Raw genomic sequence first — 14,653 nt, 5'->3', positions numbered from 1 at the left:
TGTGGGAGCGAGCTTGCTCGCGATAGCGGTCTGTCAATCAATAGAAATGTTGAATGTACCGACGCCATCGCGAACGGGCTCGCTCCCACAGTTGTTTGGTGCATGGCTTGAACCCTTTGGCTACTCGGAGCATCTTTATGTCTTGTCGCAAAACAAGAATAAGGAGCCGTCATGTTCGATATCAGCCAGTACCCACAAGCCGATGCCGTCCGCCAGGCTGCGCAACTGACTCAGGACGAGTACCAGCGGCTCTACAAGGAATCCATTGAGCACCCCAGCGCTTTCTGGGGCGCGCAGGCCAAGCGTTTTCTCGACTGGATGACGCCCTGGCAGACCGTCCAGCGCTATGACCTCAAGAATGGCGATGCCACTTGGTTCGCCGGGGGCAAGCTGAATGTCAGCGCCAATTGCATCGACCGCCACCTGGACAGTCGAGGCGACCAGATTGCGATTATCTGGGAAGGCGACAACCCTGCCGAATCGGCGCAGATCACTTACAAGAAACTCCACAATCACGTATGCCGCTTGGCCAACGTGCTGAAGAGCCGTGGCGTGAAGAAAGGCGACCGGGTCTGCATTTACATGCCGATGATTCCGGAAGCGGCCTACGCCATGCTTGCCTGTACCCGCATTGGCGCGGTGCATTCAGTGGTGTTCGGTGGCTTCTCGCCGGATTCGTTGCGCGATCGGATTCTCGATGCCGACTGCCGCACCGTCATCACCGCAGATGAAGGTGTGCGCGGCGGGCGCTTCATTGCACTCAAGCGCAATGTCGACAAAGCGCTGGAAAGCTGTCCGGACGTCAGTACCGTGCTGGTAGTCGAGCGCACCCAGGGCGAGGTGAACTGGGTTGAAGGTCGTGACCTGTGGTACCACCAGGCCATGCACGACATGAGCGACGACTGCCCGCCCGAGCCGATGGACGCCGAGGACCCACTGTTTATCCTCTATACCTCTGGCAGCACCGGCAAACCCAAGGGCGTGTTGCACACCACCGGCGGCTATCTGTTGCAAGCGGCGATGACCTTCAAGTACGTACTCGATTACCGCGACAACGAAGTGTTCTGGTGCACCGCCGACGTCGGTTGGGTCACCGGCCACAGCTACATCGTCTACGGCCCCTTGGCCAACGGCGCCACGACGCTGATTTTCGAAGGCGTGCCCAGCTATCCCAGCAGTTCGCGCTTCTGGCAGGTCATCGACAAACATCAGGTCAACATTTTCTACACCGCACCCACCGCCCTGCGTGCGTTGATGCGCGAAGGCGCCGCGCCACTGCAAGAAACCTCGCGCAAGAGCCTGCGCTTGCTCGGCAGTGTCGGTGAGCCGATCAACCCCGAGGCGTGGGAATGGTATTTCAATGCAGTCGGCGAACAGCGCTGCCCGATTGTCGACACCTGGTGGCAGACCGAGACCGGCGGCATCATGCTCAGCCCGCTGGTGAGCGCGCCGCGGCTCAAGCCGGGCTGCGCCACCCGGCCGATGTTTGGCGTACAACCGGTGCTGCTGGATGAAACCGGCAAGGAAATCCAGGGTGCCGGGAGCGGCGTGCTGGCGATCAAGTCCAGCTGGCCGGCGCAGATCCGGAGTGTCTATGGCGATCATCAACGCATGGTCGACACCTACTTCAAGCCCTACCCCGGCTACTACTTCACGGGCGACGGAGCCCGCCGCGACGAAGACGGCGATTACTGGATCACCGGGCGCATCGACGACGTGATCAACGTCTCCGGCCATCGCATCGGCACCGCCGAGGTGGAGAGCGCCCTGGTGTTGCACGACAGCATCGCCGAGGCCGCGGTGGTCGGTTATCCGCACGATCTCAAAGGCCAGGGCATCTACGCCTTTGTCACGCCAATGAACGGCGTGGAGGCCAATGACGAATTGAAGAAAGAACTGCTGGCTCATGTCAGCAAGGAAATCGGCAGCTTCGCCAAACCGGAGCTGATCCAATGGGCACCGGCACTGCCCAAGACTCGCTCGGGCAAGATCATGCGCCGCATCCTGCGCAAGATCGCCTGCAACGAACTCGACAACCTGGGCGACACCTCGACCCTGGCCGATCCGAGCGTGGTTGAGGGATTGATCGAGAAGCGCCTGAATCGCTGAATCCCCCCGTGGCGAGAGAGCTTGCTCCCTCGCCACGGTCAGTGCTCGGCTCTGAACCGCATACACTGTCCATAACTGTTAAACTCCCGCGCCTCATTTCTCTAAGGCGCGCACGGCATGTCCTCTTTGAATCAGGCGCTGCGCGCCGCCCTCGACCAGCGTCACGACCTGCTCGGCCAATTGCACCAGCAAGACACCGATTGCTATCGCCTGTTCCATGGCAGCCAGGAAGGCGCACCCGGCCTTACCGTCGACCGCTACGGGCCGCAATTGCTGGTGCAAAGCTTCCACCAGTCGCTGGAGCGCGAGGCGTTGCTGCAGCTGCATGGCATTGTCAACGAACACCTGGGCCTGGACACGCTGCTGGTGTACAACGACCGCGCCCGAGGCAATTCGCGCATCGATCGCCAGGACACGGTCTACCAGGCCGAAGAAGCCGCCCTACAAGACCTGATCGGCCATGAGTGGGGCCTGAACTACCGTGTTCGCGGACGCCACGCCGGGCAGGATCCGTTGTTGTTCCTCGACCTGCGCAACGCCCGCGGCTGGGTCAAGGCGCATAGCCGCAACAAAAGCGTGCTCAACCTGTTTGCCTACACCTGCGGCGTCGGCCTGAGCGCCGCAGCCGGTGGCGCGCGGGAAGTGTGTAACCTGGACTTCGCCGAAGGCAACCTGGCGGTGGGACGCGAAAACGGCCTGCTCAACCCCGGGCTGCCGACCATGGAATTCGTGCAATCGGATTACTTCCCGGCCATCCGCCAGTTGGCCGGCTTGCCTATCAGCCAGCGCCGCGGGCAGAAACTGCCAAGCTACGTGCGCCTGGAGCAACGCCAGTATGATCTGGTGCTGCTCGACCCACCGGCCTGGGCCAAGAGCGCCTTCGGCACTGTCGACCTGCTACGCGACTATCAGAGCCTGCTCAAACCGGCGCTGCTCACCACCGCCGAAAACGGCGTGCTGATCTGCTGCAACAACCTGGCGAAAGTCCCCATGGATGACTGGCGCGAGCAAGTGCTGCGCTGCGCGGAAAAGGTCGGCCGCCCAGTGCGCGAGTGGAGTGTACTGACGCCCGCCAGCGACTTCCCCTCAATGGACCACCAACCACCGCTCAAGACTTTGATCCTGCAACTGTGAATCTGTCGGGGAACTCCTACTCGAAAAACGGACAAATCTCATAAATCACAGTGGCTTCGGAACCGTAAACGCGTGCCATACTCCAAGGCACTCCGATTCACACCAGATGAAACCGAACATGTCCAAAGGATTGATCCGCGCACTTGGCGCCCTGTTGACCGCACTGGCCCTCTACAGCCTGTTGGGGTTCCTGATCCTGCCGGGCATCGCCTTGCGGATCGCCAATCAGCAGTTGGCCGAGCACGCTACGGTGCCGGCCCGGATCCAGCGCCTTGAACTCAATCCTTTCAGCCTCGAGGTCACTCTATGGGGCCTGAACATCGGCGAACCGGGCAAGGAACAAGTCGGCTTCGAACGACTCTACGCCAACCTGCAACTCGACAGCCTGTGGACGGGGGCGTTGCACCTGGCCGACATCGAACTGGACAAACCCAAGACCGAGGTGGTGTTCGCCAAGGACGGCCAGCTGAACCTGCTGGGCCTGTTCAAGCTGCCAGCCAGCGAACCCAAGCCGGCCGATCCCGATGCCAAGCCATTCCCCCTGCGGGTCGACCGCATCAAGCTCGTCAGCGGCTATGTGCACTTCCAGGACCTGCGCCCCAGCGAGCCCATCGAATTTCTCTATGACGCCCTCGATTTCGAGCTCAAAAACCTTAGCACCCTGCCCGACGACAGCGCCGACATGACCCTGGTGGCTGCCGGTCCAGCGGGCGGCCAGATCGACTGGACCGGTAATTTCAGCCTTTCTCCCATCGCCTCCGAAGGCAAGCTCAAGGTCACCGACGGCCAGATGAAAGCCTGGTGGCCCTACGTGCGCGATGCGGTGCCCCTGGTGCTTGAAGACGGCGTGCTCAACCTGAGTACCGACTACAAGCTCAACCTGGCCAAGGAAACCGAACTGCTGCTCAGCAACGTAGCGGTCAGCGTCGCGCCCTTCGCCATCAAGGCACCGGACGGCCGTCCGCTGGCGAAACTCGAACGCCTGGACGTCAGCGAAACCACGGTCGACCTTGCCAAACAGCAAGTGGTGGTAGGCAAGATCCGCAGCCAGAAGCTGGAAACCTGGGCGGCCCGCGAAGCCGACGGACAACTGGACTGGCAGAAACTCTTCGCTAGCCAGCCGGCCAAGCCGCAAGTCAAGGTCGAGCCGGCATCGGCCCCGGCCGCGGCCGATTCGCCGCCCGCCACGCCGCCAGCGCCAGGCAAGCCGTGGCAGGTACTGCTCAAAGATGTCCAATTGCGCAATTACCAGGTGCATCTGGCCGACCGCCAGGCGCAACCCAACGTGGCGCTGGAAGTCGGCCCGTTGAACCTGGATTTGCAGAACTATGACACCCTCAACGGCTCACCGTTTACCCTCAAGCTGGACACTGGCGTGGGTAAACAAGGCAAAATCCTGGCCGATGGCGAGGTCAACCTGAACCCGATCAGCGCCCGGCTCAAGGTCAAGACGCAAGACATCGACCTGCGCGTCGCCCAGTCCTATATCAACCCATTCATTCGCCTGGAGCTGCGCTCCGGGATGCTCGGCAGTGACCTGGCGGTCGACCTCAAGAGCACCGAGCCGCTGGCCTTTGCCGTCACTGGCCGCGCCCAGGTCGATCAATTGCACACCCTCGACACCCTCAAGACCCGGGATTTCGTGAAGTGGCAGAGCCTGGTCCTCGAAGGCCTCAGCTATCAGCATGGCGACAGCCTGTCCATCGACAAGGTCAACCTGTTCCAGCCCTACGCGCGATTCATGATCAACGACGACCGCACCACCAATGTCGACGACCTGCTGATCCCGCAACCGGTCGACGGTGGTGCGAAGAGCGCTGCGGCAAAACCGGCGTCCCAGGACAAGCCATTGGGTATCCACATCGGCGGGATCGCCATCAATGACGGCTCGGCCAACTTCGCCGACTTCAGCCTGACGCCTAATTTCGCCACGGCCATCCAGCAGCTCAACGGCCAGATCGGCACCATTGACAGTCGCCAGGCCAAGCCGGCCAGCGTCGACGTCAAAGGCAAGGTCGATCGCTATGCGCCAGTTACCATCAAAGGTGCCCTCACCCCCTTCGATCCGATGGCAAGCCTGGATATCGCCACCAGCTTCAAACGGGTCGAGCTGACCACCCTGACGCCCTACTCCGGCAAGTTCGCCGGCTATCGCATCCGCAAGGGCCGGCTCAATCTCGATCTGCATTACCGCATCACCAAGGGTCAGCTCCAGGCCGAAAACAAAGTGGTCGTCGAGCAGCTGCAATTGGGTGAAAAAGTCGACAGCCCGGACGCCGTGAGCTTGCCGCTGAAACTGGCCGTCGCGCTGCTCAAGGATTCCGAAGGCAAGATTTCCATTGAACTGCCGGTAACCGGCAACCTCAACGATCCGCAGTTCAGCGTCATGCCGATTGTCTGGCAGACCCTGCGCAACCTGGTGGTGCGTGCAGCCCAGGCACCATTCAAGCTCATCGGGGGGTTGGTGTCCGGTGGCGGTTCCGAGGACCTGGGCAGCGTAGCGTTCGCTCCGGGCTCCAGTGACCTGAGCAAGGAAAACGAAAGCATGCTCCTCAAGCTCTCCGAAGCCTTGGGCAAGCGCCCTGAGCTGCGTCTGGAGATCGAAGGCACCGCCGCCGAAAGCAGCGACGGCCCGCTGCTCGCCGCCCAGCGCCTGGAACGTGAATACCAGTACAACTACTACAAGATGCTGCAACGTCGCGGCGACAAAGTCCCGGCCCAGGCCTCGCTGCTGCAAGTGCCGGAGGATGAGAAAGCGCCGCTGCTCGAAGGCATCTATCGCACCCGTCTCAAGGCCCAGCCGCCGGCCGAATGGGCGCAGTTGGACAAAAAGGCCCGCACCGAAAAACTGCGCGAAGAGGTGATTAAGTTCTGGAGTGGCAGCGACGTACTGCTGCGTCAACTGGGCCAGGAGCGCGCCGGCAGCATCAAGGACTTCCTGGTGGACAAGGGCCGCCTGGCTGATGACCGCGTGTACTTCATCGATGCCAACCTCGGCCAGGCCGAGAGCGACGGCCGCGTGATCACCCCCATGCACCTGGATGCCGAATGAATATGAAATACCTGTACGGGCTGGGCCTGGGTCTGCTGCTCGCCACTCATCAAGCGTTCGCCGCCAATACGCTGCGTTGCGGCAGCCAGTTGATCAGCCTGGGCGATCGCGCCAGCGAAGTGCTGCAAAAATGCGGTGAACCAACGGGGCGGGATGACCTGGGCTACAAGCGCAGTGTCAATCGCCGGGAGGAATACCCGGTGGAAGAATGGACCTACGGGCCCAACAGCGGCATGTACCAGTACCTGCGTTTCGAAGGGAATCGGCTGGTGGAGATTACCAGCAAGCGTGGGCGCTGAAGGTCCGCGCTAGTCAATTGAAATGATGTTGTCGGTACCGGCGCCATCGCGAGCAGGCTCGCTCCCACAGGGTTCGGGTGGTCTCAGCGCAATTCCCTGTGGGAGCGAGCCTGCTCGCGATAGGGGCACTTCAATCCCACAGGCAGTCCTGCAAAATCCCTTTCCAAAATAGAACAGGCCCCCCGACAGAAATGCCGGGGGGCCTGTGATGACCACATCCGTATGGTCTTTTGCATGGACCAGAGCAACGGCCCGCGTATGACTCAGCCCGCGTGCCGTGCCTTCTCCCGGTCCAGGCGAGAAGCTTGAGACTTACTCGGCTTTCAGGCCGTCAGCCGACACGGCCTTGACGCCTTTGATTTTCTTGGCAATCGAGACGGCCAGTTCTTTCTGCGTCTCAGTCACCGCCACGGTCGAGGACAGCGACACGACACCTTTGTTGGTTTCAACTTTGATGTCGGAGCCTGGAACACCGTCTTCGGTCATCAGGTCAGCCTTGACCTTGGTGGTGATCCAAGTATCGGAGGTGGCTTCCTTCGCCTCGGTCACTTCGCCTGCGGCCAGCATCATTGGAGCCTGAGTTGCTTGAGTGGTCTCGGCGAAAGCGCTAGCCATGGACAGGGTCAGTGCAGTAGCAGCGGCGGCAGTGATAGCGAACTTCTTCATACGAGTAACTCCTGTTTTTCTCAGAAAACCGCCGGAAGTGCGTCCCGGCAGGGGTAACAGGAGTAGTGCGAAGGCTGTGCCAGTTTATAGATTAAAAATAATATCTTTCAAATCAAGGAGTTAAGCGAAGCGGCAATTTTTGGAATCATGCAAAATGCAAGACCGACCGATTTTTCAACATGCAACTTGCCGATTCCAGGCCTGCTCTAAGCTTATGAATTACGAAGTTTTTTGCGGCGGGGGAGCTGACTCCCCCGCCTCTGCAGCATCAGACGCCAGGGCAGCCGGTCGGCAGAAATTCCTTGGCGGCGTTGGAGGCGCAAGTCCATGCTCCGTTGGCATCACGGCTGAGGGTGATGGTCTTACCTGCCACGGCAGCTGGGGCGTTCTGGAGCGTACACACAATGGTGCCAGTACCCGCCGAGGCGGTCCCTGTGACGGCAACTGCGCAATTGCTGGTAGGCGTTGTGATGTTCATGTTGGTCGCTGTCGGGTTGACCCCCTGATTCATCTGATCCTCGTACGGTACCTTCAGCGCCGATATCTCACCGAGCCCGGCGGTAGCCTTCGCTCGCGCCTGGTACTTGGAATATTGCGGCAACGCAAAAGTCGCCAGGATGCCAATGATCGCTACAACGATCAGCAGCTCGATCAGGGTAAAACCATTTTGCTTGCTCATAGACATCTCCATAGCATGAGTCGAAGTCTCATGTCCTGAAGCGGCCGTTGCACGGCACATGCCAACCCTCCTCGGCCCCGCCGGCAGGGGGTTTCAGGACGCTTGAGGCCGATATCCCATACCTGCAACCGCACTATCTGACACTTTTTGTCACCCGGCCCCGCTGGTTTGGCGTCGACGCTTGACTACGCTATAAGTCATGAACTGTCCGCCGCCGGTATTCCCATGAATGACATCGCCCTCAGCGGCCTGACCAAGCAATTGGTACTGGCCGAACTGATCACCGAGCAGACTGCACAACAGGCCAATCAGCAAGCCCAACGCAGTCGCCTGCCCCTGGTCAGCTACCTGGTGCAGAACAAACTGGTGCAGAGCAGCCGGGTGGCGGAAATTGCCTCGGAGCATTTCGGCGTTGCCCTGTTGGACCTCAACAGCCTCGACAAGGAATCCCAACCCACGGGCCTGGTCAGCGAGAAACTGGTGCGCCAGCACCATGCCCTGCCGCTGTGGCGGCGCGGTAACAAGCTGTTCGTCGGCATCTCCGACCCCACCAATCATCAGGCCATCAATGACATCCAGTTCAGTACCGGGCTGACCACCGAAGCCATCCTGGTGGAGGATGACAAGCTCAGCGATGCCATCGAGAAATTCTTCGAGTCCAGTAGCACCGGCCTGGAAGGCATGGGCGACGTCGACCTCGACGGCCTGGACATCGAGTCGATCGACGACCACAAGCAAGACGCCATTGCCGGCCAGGATTCCGACGATGCGCCGGTGGTGCGCTTCGTCAACAAGATGCTGCTGGACGCGATCAAGGGCGGCTCCTCCGACCTGCACTTCGAGCCCTATGAAAAATCCTACCGGGTGCGGGTGCGTACCGACGGCATGCTGCGAGAAGTCGCCAGGCCGCCGATCCAACTGGCCACCCGTATTGCGGCGCGGCTGAAAGTCATGGCCAGCCTGGATATTTCCGAACGACGCAAGCCCCAGGACGGGCGCCTGAAAATGCGCCTGTCGAAAACCAAATCCATCGATTTCCGGGTCAACACCCTGCCCACGCTCTGGGGCGAGAAGGTGGTGATCCGGATCCTTGACCCCTCCAGTGCGCAAATGGGTATCGACGCCCTGGGCTACGAACCGGATCAGAAAGAGTTGTACGTCGCCGCCCTCAAACAGCCACAGGGGCTGATCCTGGTTACCGGGCCAACCGGCTCGGGCAAGACCGTCTCGCTCTACACCGGCCTGAATATCCTCAACACTGTGGACATCAATATCTCCACCGCCGAAGACCCGGTGGAAATCAACATGGAAGGCATCAACCAGGTCAACGTCAACCCACGCCAGGGGCTGGACTTTGCCCAGGCCCTGCGCTCGTTCCTGCGCCAGGACCCGGACGTGATCATGGTCGGCGAGATCCGTGACCTGGAAACCGCCGAGATCGCGATCAAGGCCGCCCAGACCGGGCATCTGGTGCTCTCCACACTGCACACCAACAGTGCCGCCGAAACCCTGATCCGCCTGCAGAACATGGGCATCCCAGGGTTCAACATCGCCACCGCGGTGCACCTGATCATCGCCCAACGGCTGGCGCGCAAACTCTGCCCCCACTGCAAGAAGGCCATCCAGATCCCCGAGGAAACCCAGCTCAAGGAAGGCTTCCCCCGGGAACGCATCGGCTCCTTCACGATCTATGAGCCGGTCGGTTGCGATCAATGCAATCACGGCTACAAGGGGCGCGTGGGGGTCTACGAAGTGGTCAAGAACACACCCGAGCTGCAACGACTGATCATGGCCGAAGGCAATTCGCTGGAAATCGACCTGCAGATGCGCAAGGACGGTTTCAACGACCTTCGTACTTCCGGGCTGTTCAAAGTCATGCAGGGCCTCACCAGCCTCGAAGAAATCAACCGGGTCACCAAGGATTGAACATGGCGGTCAAGGCAGTCAAAACCGATGTCTACACTTGGGAAGGCAAGGATCGCAAAGGCACGAAAATGACCGGCGAGCTGGCGGGCCAGAGCCCGGCGCTGGTCAAGGCACAACTGCGCAAACAAGGGATCAATCCGGAGAAAGTCCGCAAGAAATCCACGTCGATATTCAGCAAGGGCAAGCGCATCAAACCGCTGGATATCGCCCTCTTCACCCGCCAGATGGCAACCATGCTCAAGGCTGGCGTGCCGCTGTTGCAGGCGTTCGACATCATCGGCGAAGGCTTCGACAACGCCAACATGCGCAAGCTGGTGGACGAGGTCAAACAGGAGGTCGCGGCGGGCAACAGCTTTGCCGCGTCACTGCGCAAGTGCCCGCAGTATTTCGACGAGTTGTACTGCAACCTGGTGGACGCCGGCGAGCAGGCGGGAGCCCTGGACACCCTGCTGGACCGGGTCGCGACCTATAAGGAAAAAAGCGAAGCGCTCAAGGCCAAGATCAAGAAAGCCATGACCTACCCCACCGCCGTGATAGTGGTCGCAGCGGTGGTGACCGGTATCCTGCTGGTCAAGGTGGTGCCGCAATTCGAGTCGGTGTTCTCGGGGTTCGGCGCAGAGCTTCCCGCGTTCACGGTGATGGTCATCGGCCTGTCGGAGTTCATGCAGCAGTGGTGGTACCTGCTGCTTGGCACGCTGGTCGGGGCGTTTTTCGCAGTGAAGTATGCGCTCAAGCGCTCCCAGCGTTTTCGTGACTGGCGCGATAAATGGCTGCTCAAGCTGCCGCTGGTAGGCGCGTTGATGTACAAGTCCGCCGTGGCCCGCTACGCCCGTACGCTCTCTACTACATTTGCCGCCGGCGTGCCCTTGGTCGAAGCCCTGGACTCGGTGTCCGGCGCCACTGGTAACGTAGTGTTCAAGCGGGCGGTGCAGCGTATCCGGCAGGATGTCTCGACCGGCATGCAGTTGAATTTCTCCATGCGTGCATCAGGGATCTTCCCGAACCTGGCGATCCAGATGACCGCCATTGGCGAAGAATCCGGTGCGCTGGACGACATGCTCGACAAAGTGGCGAGTTTTTATGAGGCCGAAGTGGACAATCTGGTGGACAACCTCACCAGCCTGATGGAACCCTTCATCATGGTGATCCTTGGCGTAGTCGTCGGTGGTCTGGTGGTTGCCATGTACCTGCCCATCTTCCAACTCGGCTCTGCGATCTGACATGCCCTTGAGCGAATTTTTCCTGCTCTATCCCCTGGCCTTCGTGCTCGCTGCGTTATTGCTCGGACTGATCGTCGGCAGTTTCCTCAACGTGCTGGCGTGGCGCCTGCCGAAAATGCTCGACCGCGAATGGCGCCTGCAAGCCCACGACCTGCTCGGCCTGCCGCCCGAGGCCCCAGGCCCGGTGTACAACCTGATGCTGCCCCACTCCGAGTGCCCACACTGCGGCCATCGCATCCGGGCCTGGGAAAACATCCCGCTGCTCAGCTACCTGATGCTGCGCGGGCGCTGCTCCAGCTGCGCAACCCCCATCGGCAAGCGTTATCCGCTGACCGAACTGGCCTGCGGCGCGTTGTCGGCGTTCGTCGCCTGGCATTTCGGTTTTGGCTGGCAGGCCGCAATGGTGCTGGTGCTGACCTGGGGCCTGCTGGGCATGAGCCTGATCGACATCGAGCACCAGTTGCTGCCGGATTCGCTGGTGTTGCCCCTGCTGTGGCTGGGCCTGATCGTCAACAGCTTCGGGCTGTTCGTCACCCTGGACCAGGCGATGTGGGGCGCGGTGGCCGGCTACCTGGCGCTATGGTCGGTGTTCTGGGTGTTCAAATTGATCACCGGCAAGGAAGGCATGGGCTATGGCGACTTCAAACTACTGGCGATGCTGGGCGCCTGGGGTGGCTGGCAACTGCTGCCGCTGACATTGCTCTTGTCATCGCTAGTGGGGGCGCTGATCGGAGTCGTTGTGCTGCGGTTGCGCAACGCCCCGGGTTCGACGCAGATCCCTTTCGGGCCTTATCTGGCTATTGCCGGCTGGATTGCCTTGCTCTGGGGTGGTCAAATAACCGACTTCTATTGGCAGTCTGTCGGTTTCTGATGTCGATTCCCCAAGACCTTTTTTATGAGTAGCCCCGTGGAAAAACCCTGGATTCTCGGCCTGACCGGTGGCATTGGCAGCGGCAAGAGCGCGGCGGCCCAGCATTTCATCGACCTGGGTGTGCATGTCATCGATGCCGATCACGCGGCGCGCTGGGTGGTCGAACCCGGGCGCCCGGCGCTGGCGAAAATCGTCGGGCACTTTGGCCCCGGTGCGCTGCAGGCCGATGGCGCGCTGGATCGAGCGGCGTTGCGCAAGCTGATCTTCGAGAACGCCGATGAACGCCGCTGGCTGGAAGCACTGCTGCATCCGCTGATCGCCGAGGAAATTGCCCATCATCTGGCCCAGGCACAATCGGCCTACGCGATTCTGGTTTCGCCGCTGCTGATCGAGTCAGGGCAGTACGCCATGACCCAGCGGATCCTGGTGATCGATGCGCCGGAACAATTGCAGATCGAACGCACCTTGCAGCGCGACCAGACCAGCGAACAGCAGGTCCAGGCGATCCTCAAGGCCCAGTCCAGCCGCCAGGACCGCCTGAGCCATGCCGACGACGTGGTGGTCAACGACCGCGACCTCGCCTGGCTGCACAGCGAGGTCGAGCGCCTGCATCACTTTTACCTTACTTTGCGTGGAGGCCAGTCATGAGCCAGACCCCAATCGTCAATTGCCCGACCTGCGGCGCCCCTGTGGAATGGAGCCCGGAAAGCAAATTCCGACCGTTCTGTTCCGATCGCTGCAAACTGATCGACCTGGGCGCCTGGGCGTCGGAAGAACACAAGATCCCGGTCAGCCCGGAGGCCGAGGATGAGCTGTTCAGCGAGGATTTCAATCCCCGCTCGCACCACTAAGGCCGCATGAAACCGTAGTCCTGCTCGTCGTCGAGGTTTTCCGCCAGGAAGCTCAACTCATCGGCCAGGTCTTCGACGCTGCGCACTGTCTTGCTCTGTTGCACGATGGCACTGAGCAAGGCACGCAGGCTAAGGCCCGGGTCGAAGCCGATCTCCATGGCCGCGTCGTGACTACGCCTGATCTCTTGTCTCGCCCACTCATAAACACTCATGGCTGTGCTCCTGGAAGTTTTCCAGAGCATGAGGGGCGGGTGGCGATGCGACCTTGATGTGAATCAAGGCTTGTCATCATCCTTCCAGGGTGCCGACAGATAGCGCGTACGGTTGAAGGTCTCCAGCCAGTCGGGACTGAATACCACCAGCGCACTGACCACCATGCCATTGATGAACGCCTCGGGGAAAATGATCAGCCACAGGTAACCAATGAAATCTCCCAGCCAGTAGGGCATGGTGAAAACCCCGTCGTACCAGAGCAGACCCAACCCCAACAGCAGACACAAAAGCGCCGAAAGCGCGGCCGCGAGAAATCCCGAGCAGAAGATATACACGAACAGGTTACGCGGCTGGGCCCGCTCCACCAGGATCGCGCAACACTCGGTGACCAGCACCGGCAGCAGGATCAGCAGCGCACCGTTGATGCCCAGCGCCGCCATGTCCTGGCGCCCCAGCAACACCAGGGCGAGCTGGGCAATGAGCCCACCGAGGATCGCCAGCGGCCAATCCAGCAGCAGGGTCACCGCGGTCATGCCAATGAAGTGATACGACACGCCCGTATCGAAATCCCGTCGCACCAGCCACAGCAGGAACAGCGCCAGGACGGTGCCGAACAACAGATGCTGGCGACGGCTGTCAGTGAACAGTTCGACCCACGGCGCCCGCCACACAGCCCAGGCCAATACCGGCACATAGATCAGCCAGCCGACCGTCAGTGTCTGCGGCGATAGCAGCTCGGCACCGATCATGGGACTACTCCTTTTGCTTGTCCTTGCATAAACAGCCTGGTGTGGCGAGGAAGCTTGCTCCCGCTGGGCTGCGAAGCAGACCTAAAGAATTTGCGACCGCTTCGCGCTCGAACGTGAGCAAGCTCCCTCGCCACGGTGACTTCAGACCAGCAGTCTACCCCCTCATAACGTCCATTAATCACCGCGACGCTTTCAGCTTGTCGCAATTGAACGCTAAGCTTGGGCTCATGGATGATTCCGATTATTTACGCCTGCTGACCATCGCGGCCGAGCAAGCCAACGCCTTTCTCTCCAATGCCCGCAAATGGGAGCGTGAGCGTTGGGTCTGCCAGCGACTGCTGCAAGGGCTTAACGTGCCTTATCGCGCCGATGAGTTTGCCCCGGCGGGCGAGCCCCCGGACGTCCTGTTTCGCGACGCCAATTTCGAGGTGTTCTTCGTACTCGATGAAGGCCGGCGCCTCAATGACGAATGGCGCGATGAGCTGCAACGCCGCCGCAGTGCGTTTTCCCTGAGCCAGCTGGTGCGCCGCGAAGCCAAGCCGCGACGGATCCCGGCCAATGAGTTCCTGCTGCGCCTGGCCCCGACCCTGCGCAAGAAGGCCCACAACTACACCGAGCGCGGCATGGACCTGGGCGATCTGGACATCATTGCCTTCGCCAGCCTCAAGCGCGAAGTACTGGACCTCAACAGTCATTTTCCACCGCCCACCGAGTACTTGCGCCAGGGCTGGCGGTCCCTGTCGCTGGTCGGCCCGACCTTTGCCCGGGTGCTGTTCGCCCACCCCGACGCACCGGACTTCCTGCGCAGCAACCTGGGCCGCAGCATTGTGTTCGACGTCGGGATCAGCCTGTAGACTTGCGACAGACACCGGCACGTGTACGCT

The 14,653-nt window shown here is 60.9% G+C and carries 14 protein-coding genes; 10 read left to right on the top strand and 4 right to left on the bottom strand.

Going from position 1 to position 14,653, the window contains the following annotated elements:
- Positions 1 to 171 precede the first annotated feature (171 nt).
- The 4 genes from acs (at position 172) to ACLEJR_RS19730 (ending at position 6,594) form a co-directional block, all read left to right on the top strand.
- Positions 172 to 2,109, top strand: a complete 1,938-nt coding sequence (acs, locus tag ACLEJR_RS19745) for an acetate--CoA ligase (RefSeq protein ID WP_440815927.1) — start codon at positions 172 to 174, stop codon at positions 2,107 to 2,109.
- Between the two features lie 117 nt (positions 2,110 to 2,226).
- Positions 2,227 to 3,243 carry a class I SAM-dependent rRNA methyltransferase gene (locus tag ACLEJR_RS19740; RefSeq protein WP_440815925.1) on the top strand — a complete coding sequence of 339 codons (1,017 nt, stop codon included), beginning with the start codon at positions 2,227 to 2,229 and terminating at the stop codon, positions 3,241 to 3,243.
- Positions 3,244 to 3,361: 118 nt separating this feature from the next.
- Entirely contained in the window at positions 3,362 to 6,295 is a 2,934-nt protein-coding gene (locus tag ACLEJR_RS19735; RefSeq protein WP_440815923.1) for a DUF748 domain-containing protein, read from the top strand.
- Positions 6,296 to 6,297: 2 nt separating this feature from the next.
- Entirely contained in the window at positions 6,298 to 6,594 is a 297-nt protein-coding gene (locus ACLEJR_RS19730; protein ID WP_440797815.1) for a DUF2845 domain-containing protein, read from the top strand.
- A gap of 312 nt (positions 6,595 to 6,906) precedes the next feature.
- On the opposite strand, the gene ACLEJR_RS19725 is transcribed toward ACLEJR_RS19730, so the two are convergent.
- Positions 6,907 to 7,260, bottom strand: coding sequence for a BON domain-containing protein (locus tag ACLEJR_RS19725; RefSeq protein ID WP_440815921.1), 354 nt, complete (start codon positions 7,258 to 7,260; stop codon positions 6,907 to 6,909).
- Between the two features lie 268 nt (positions 7,261 to 7,528).
- Positions 7,529 to 7,939 carry a pilin gene (locus ACLEJR_RS19720; RefSeq protein ID WP_440797719.1) on the bottom strand — a complete coding sequence of 137 codons (411 nt, stop codon included), beginning with the start codon at positions 7,937 to 7,939 and terminating at the stop codon, positions 7,529 to 7,531.
- 225 nt (positions 7,940 to 8,164) lie between these two features.
- Between ACLEJR_RS19720 and pilB the strand changes: the two genes are divergently transcribed.
- Genes pilB through yacG form a run of 5 tightly spaced genes read left to right on the top strand, consistent with a single transcriptional unit; the run spans position 8,165 to position 12,807 of the window.
- Positions 8,165 to 9,865, top strand: coding sequence for a type IV-A pilus assembly ATPase PilB (gene pilB / locus ACLEJR_RS19715; protein WP_440797720.1), 1,701 nt, complete (start codon positions 8,165 to 8,167; stop codon positions 9,863 to 9,865).
- A 2-nt stretch (positions 9,866 to 9,867) separates the two neighbouring features.
- Positions 9,868 to 11,085, top strand: a complete 1,218-nt coding sequence (locus ACLEJR_RS19710) for a type II secretion system F family protein (protein ID WP_440815919.1) — start codon at positions 9,868 to 9,870, stop codon at positions 11,083 to 11,085.
- A 1-nt stretch (position 11,086) separates the two neighbouring features.
- Positions 11,087 to 11,956 carry a prepilin peptidase gene (locus ACLEJR_RS19705; protein ID WP_440815917.1) on the top strand — a complete coding sequence of 290 codons (870 nt, stop codon included), beginning with the start codon at positions 11,087 to 11,089 and terminating at the stop codon, positions 11,954 to 11,956.
- A gap of 24 nt (positions 11,957 to 11,980) precedes the next feature.
- On the top strand, positions 11,981 to 12,604 hold the full coding sequence (gene coaE / locus ACLEJR_RS19700) for a dephospho-CoA kinase (RefSeq protein ID WP_440815915.1): 624 nt from the start codon (positions 11,981 to 11,983) through the stop codon (positions 12,602 to 12,604).
- Positions 12,601 to 12,807, top strand: coding sequence for a DNA gyrase inhibitor YacG (yacG, locus tag ACLEJR_RS19695; RefSeq protein ID WP_440797728.1), 207 nt, complete (start codon positions 12,601 to 12,603; stop codon positions 12,805 to 12,807). Before coaE ends, yacG begins: the two co-directional genes overlap by 4 nt.
- On the opposite strand, the gene ACLEJR_RS19690 is transcribed toward yacG, so the two are convergent.
- Complete coding sequence (locus ACLEJR_RS19690; RefSeq protein ID WP_003185533.1) at positions 12,804 to 13,019, bottom strand: hypothetical protein; 216 nt, start codon at positions 13,017 to 13,019, stop codon at positions 12,804 to 12,806. The genes yacG and ACLEJR_RS19690 overlap by 4 nt on opposite strands.
- Positions 13,020 to 13,082: 63 nt before the next feature.
- Positions 13,083 to 13,769, bottom strand: coding sequence for an energy-coupling factor ABC transporter permease (locus ACLEJR_RS19685; protein ID WP_440797731.1), 687 nt, complete (start codon positions 13,767 to 13,769; stop codon positions 13,083 to 13,085).
- A 227-nt stretch (positions 13,770 to 13,996) separates the two neighbouring features.
- Here ACLEJR_RS19685 and ACLEJR_RS19680 point away from each other — a divergent pair, with 227 nt between their 5' ends.
- Entirely contained in the window at positions 13,997 to 14,623 is a 627-nt protein-coding gene (locus tag ACLEJR_RS19680; protein ID WP_245140946.1) for a DUF1780 domain-containing protein, read from the top strand.
- Positions 14,624 to 14,653: the final 30 nt, after the last annotated feature.

The sequence above is a fragment of the Pseudomonas sp. SMN5 genome, assembly GCF_052041925.1.
Classification (GTDB): Bacteria; Pseudomonadota; Gammaproteobacteria; order Pseudomonadales; family Pseudomonadaceae; genus Aquipseudomonas.
Note: the sequence above shows the minus strand (reverse complement) of the source record. Positions and strands in the feature narration are given on the sequence as shown.

Excerpts from the sequence above, each read along its gene's own strand:
- acs (WP_440815927.1), top strand. The coding sequence starts at position 172 with ATGTTCGATATCAGCCAGTACCCACAAGCCGATGCCGTCCGCCAGGCT.
- ACLEJR_RS19740 (WP_440815925.1), top strand. The coding sequence starts at position 2,227 with ATGTCCTCTTTGAATCAGGCGCTGCGCGCCGCCCTCGACCAGCGTCAC.
- ACLEJR_RS19735 (WP_440815923.1), top strand. The coding sequence starts at position 3,362 with ATGTCCAAAGGATTGATCCGCGCACTTGGCGCCCTGTTGACCGCACTG.
- ACLEJR_RS19730 (WP_440797815.1), top strand. The coding sequence starts at position 6,298 with ATGAAATACCTGTACGGGCTGGGCCTGGGTCTGCTGCTCGCCACTCAT.
- ACLEJR_RS19725 (WP_440815921.1), bottom strand. The coding sequence starts at position 7,260 with ATGAAGAAGTTCGCTATCACTGCCGCCGCTGCTACTGCACTGACCCTG.
- ACLEJR_RS19720 (WP_440797719.1), bottom strand. The coding sequence starts at position 7,939 with ATGAGCAAGCAAAATGGTTTTACCCTGATCGAGCTGCTGATCGTTGTA.
- pilB (WP_440797720.1), top strand. The coding sequence starts at position 8,165 with ATGAATGACATCGCCCTCAGCGGCCTGACCAAGCAATTGGTACTGGCC.
- ACLEJR_RS19710 (WP_440815919.1), top strand. The coding sequence starts at position 9,868 with ATGGCGGTCAAGGCAGTCAAAACCGATGTCTACACTTGGGAAGGCAAG.
- ACLEJR_RS19705 (WP_440815917.1), top strand. The coding sequence starts at position 11,087 with ATGCCCTTGAGCGAATTTTTCCTGCTCTATCCCCTGGCCTTCGTGCTC.
- coaE (WP_440815915.1), top strand. The coding sequence starts at position 11,981 with ATGAGTAGCCCCGTGGAAAAACCCTGGATTCTCGGCCTGACCGGTGGC.
- yacG (WP_440797728.1), top strand. The coding sequence starts at position 12,601 with ATGAGCCAGACCCCAATCGTCAATTGCCCGACCTGCGGCGCCCCTGTG.
- ACLEJR_RS19690 (WP_003185533.1), bottom strand. The coding sequence starts at position 13,019 with ATGAGTGTTTATGAGTGGGCGAGACAAGAGATCAGGCGTAGTCACGAC.
- ACLEJR_RS19685 (WP_440797731.1), bottom strand. The coding sequence starts at position 13,769 with ATGATCGGTGCCGAGCTGCTATCGCCGCAGACACTGACGGTCGGCTGG.
- ACLEJR_RS19680 (WP_245140946.1), top strand. The coding sequence starts at position 13,997 with ATGGATGATTCCGATTATTTACGCCTGCTGACCATCGCGGCCGAGCAA.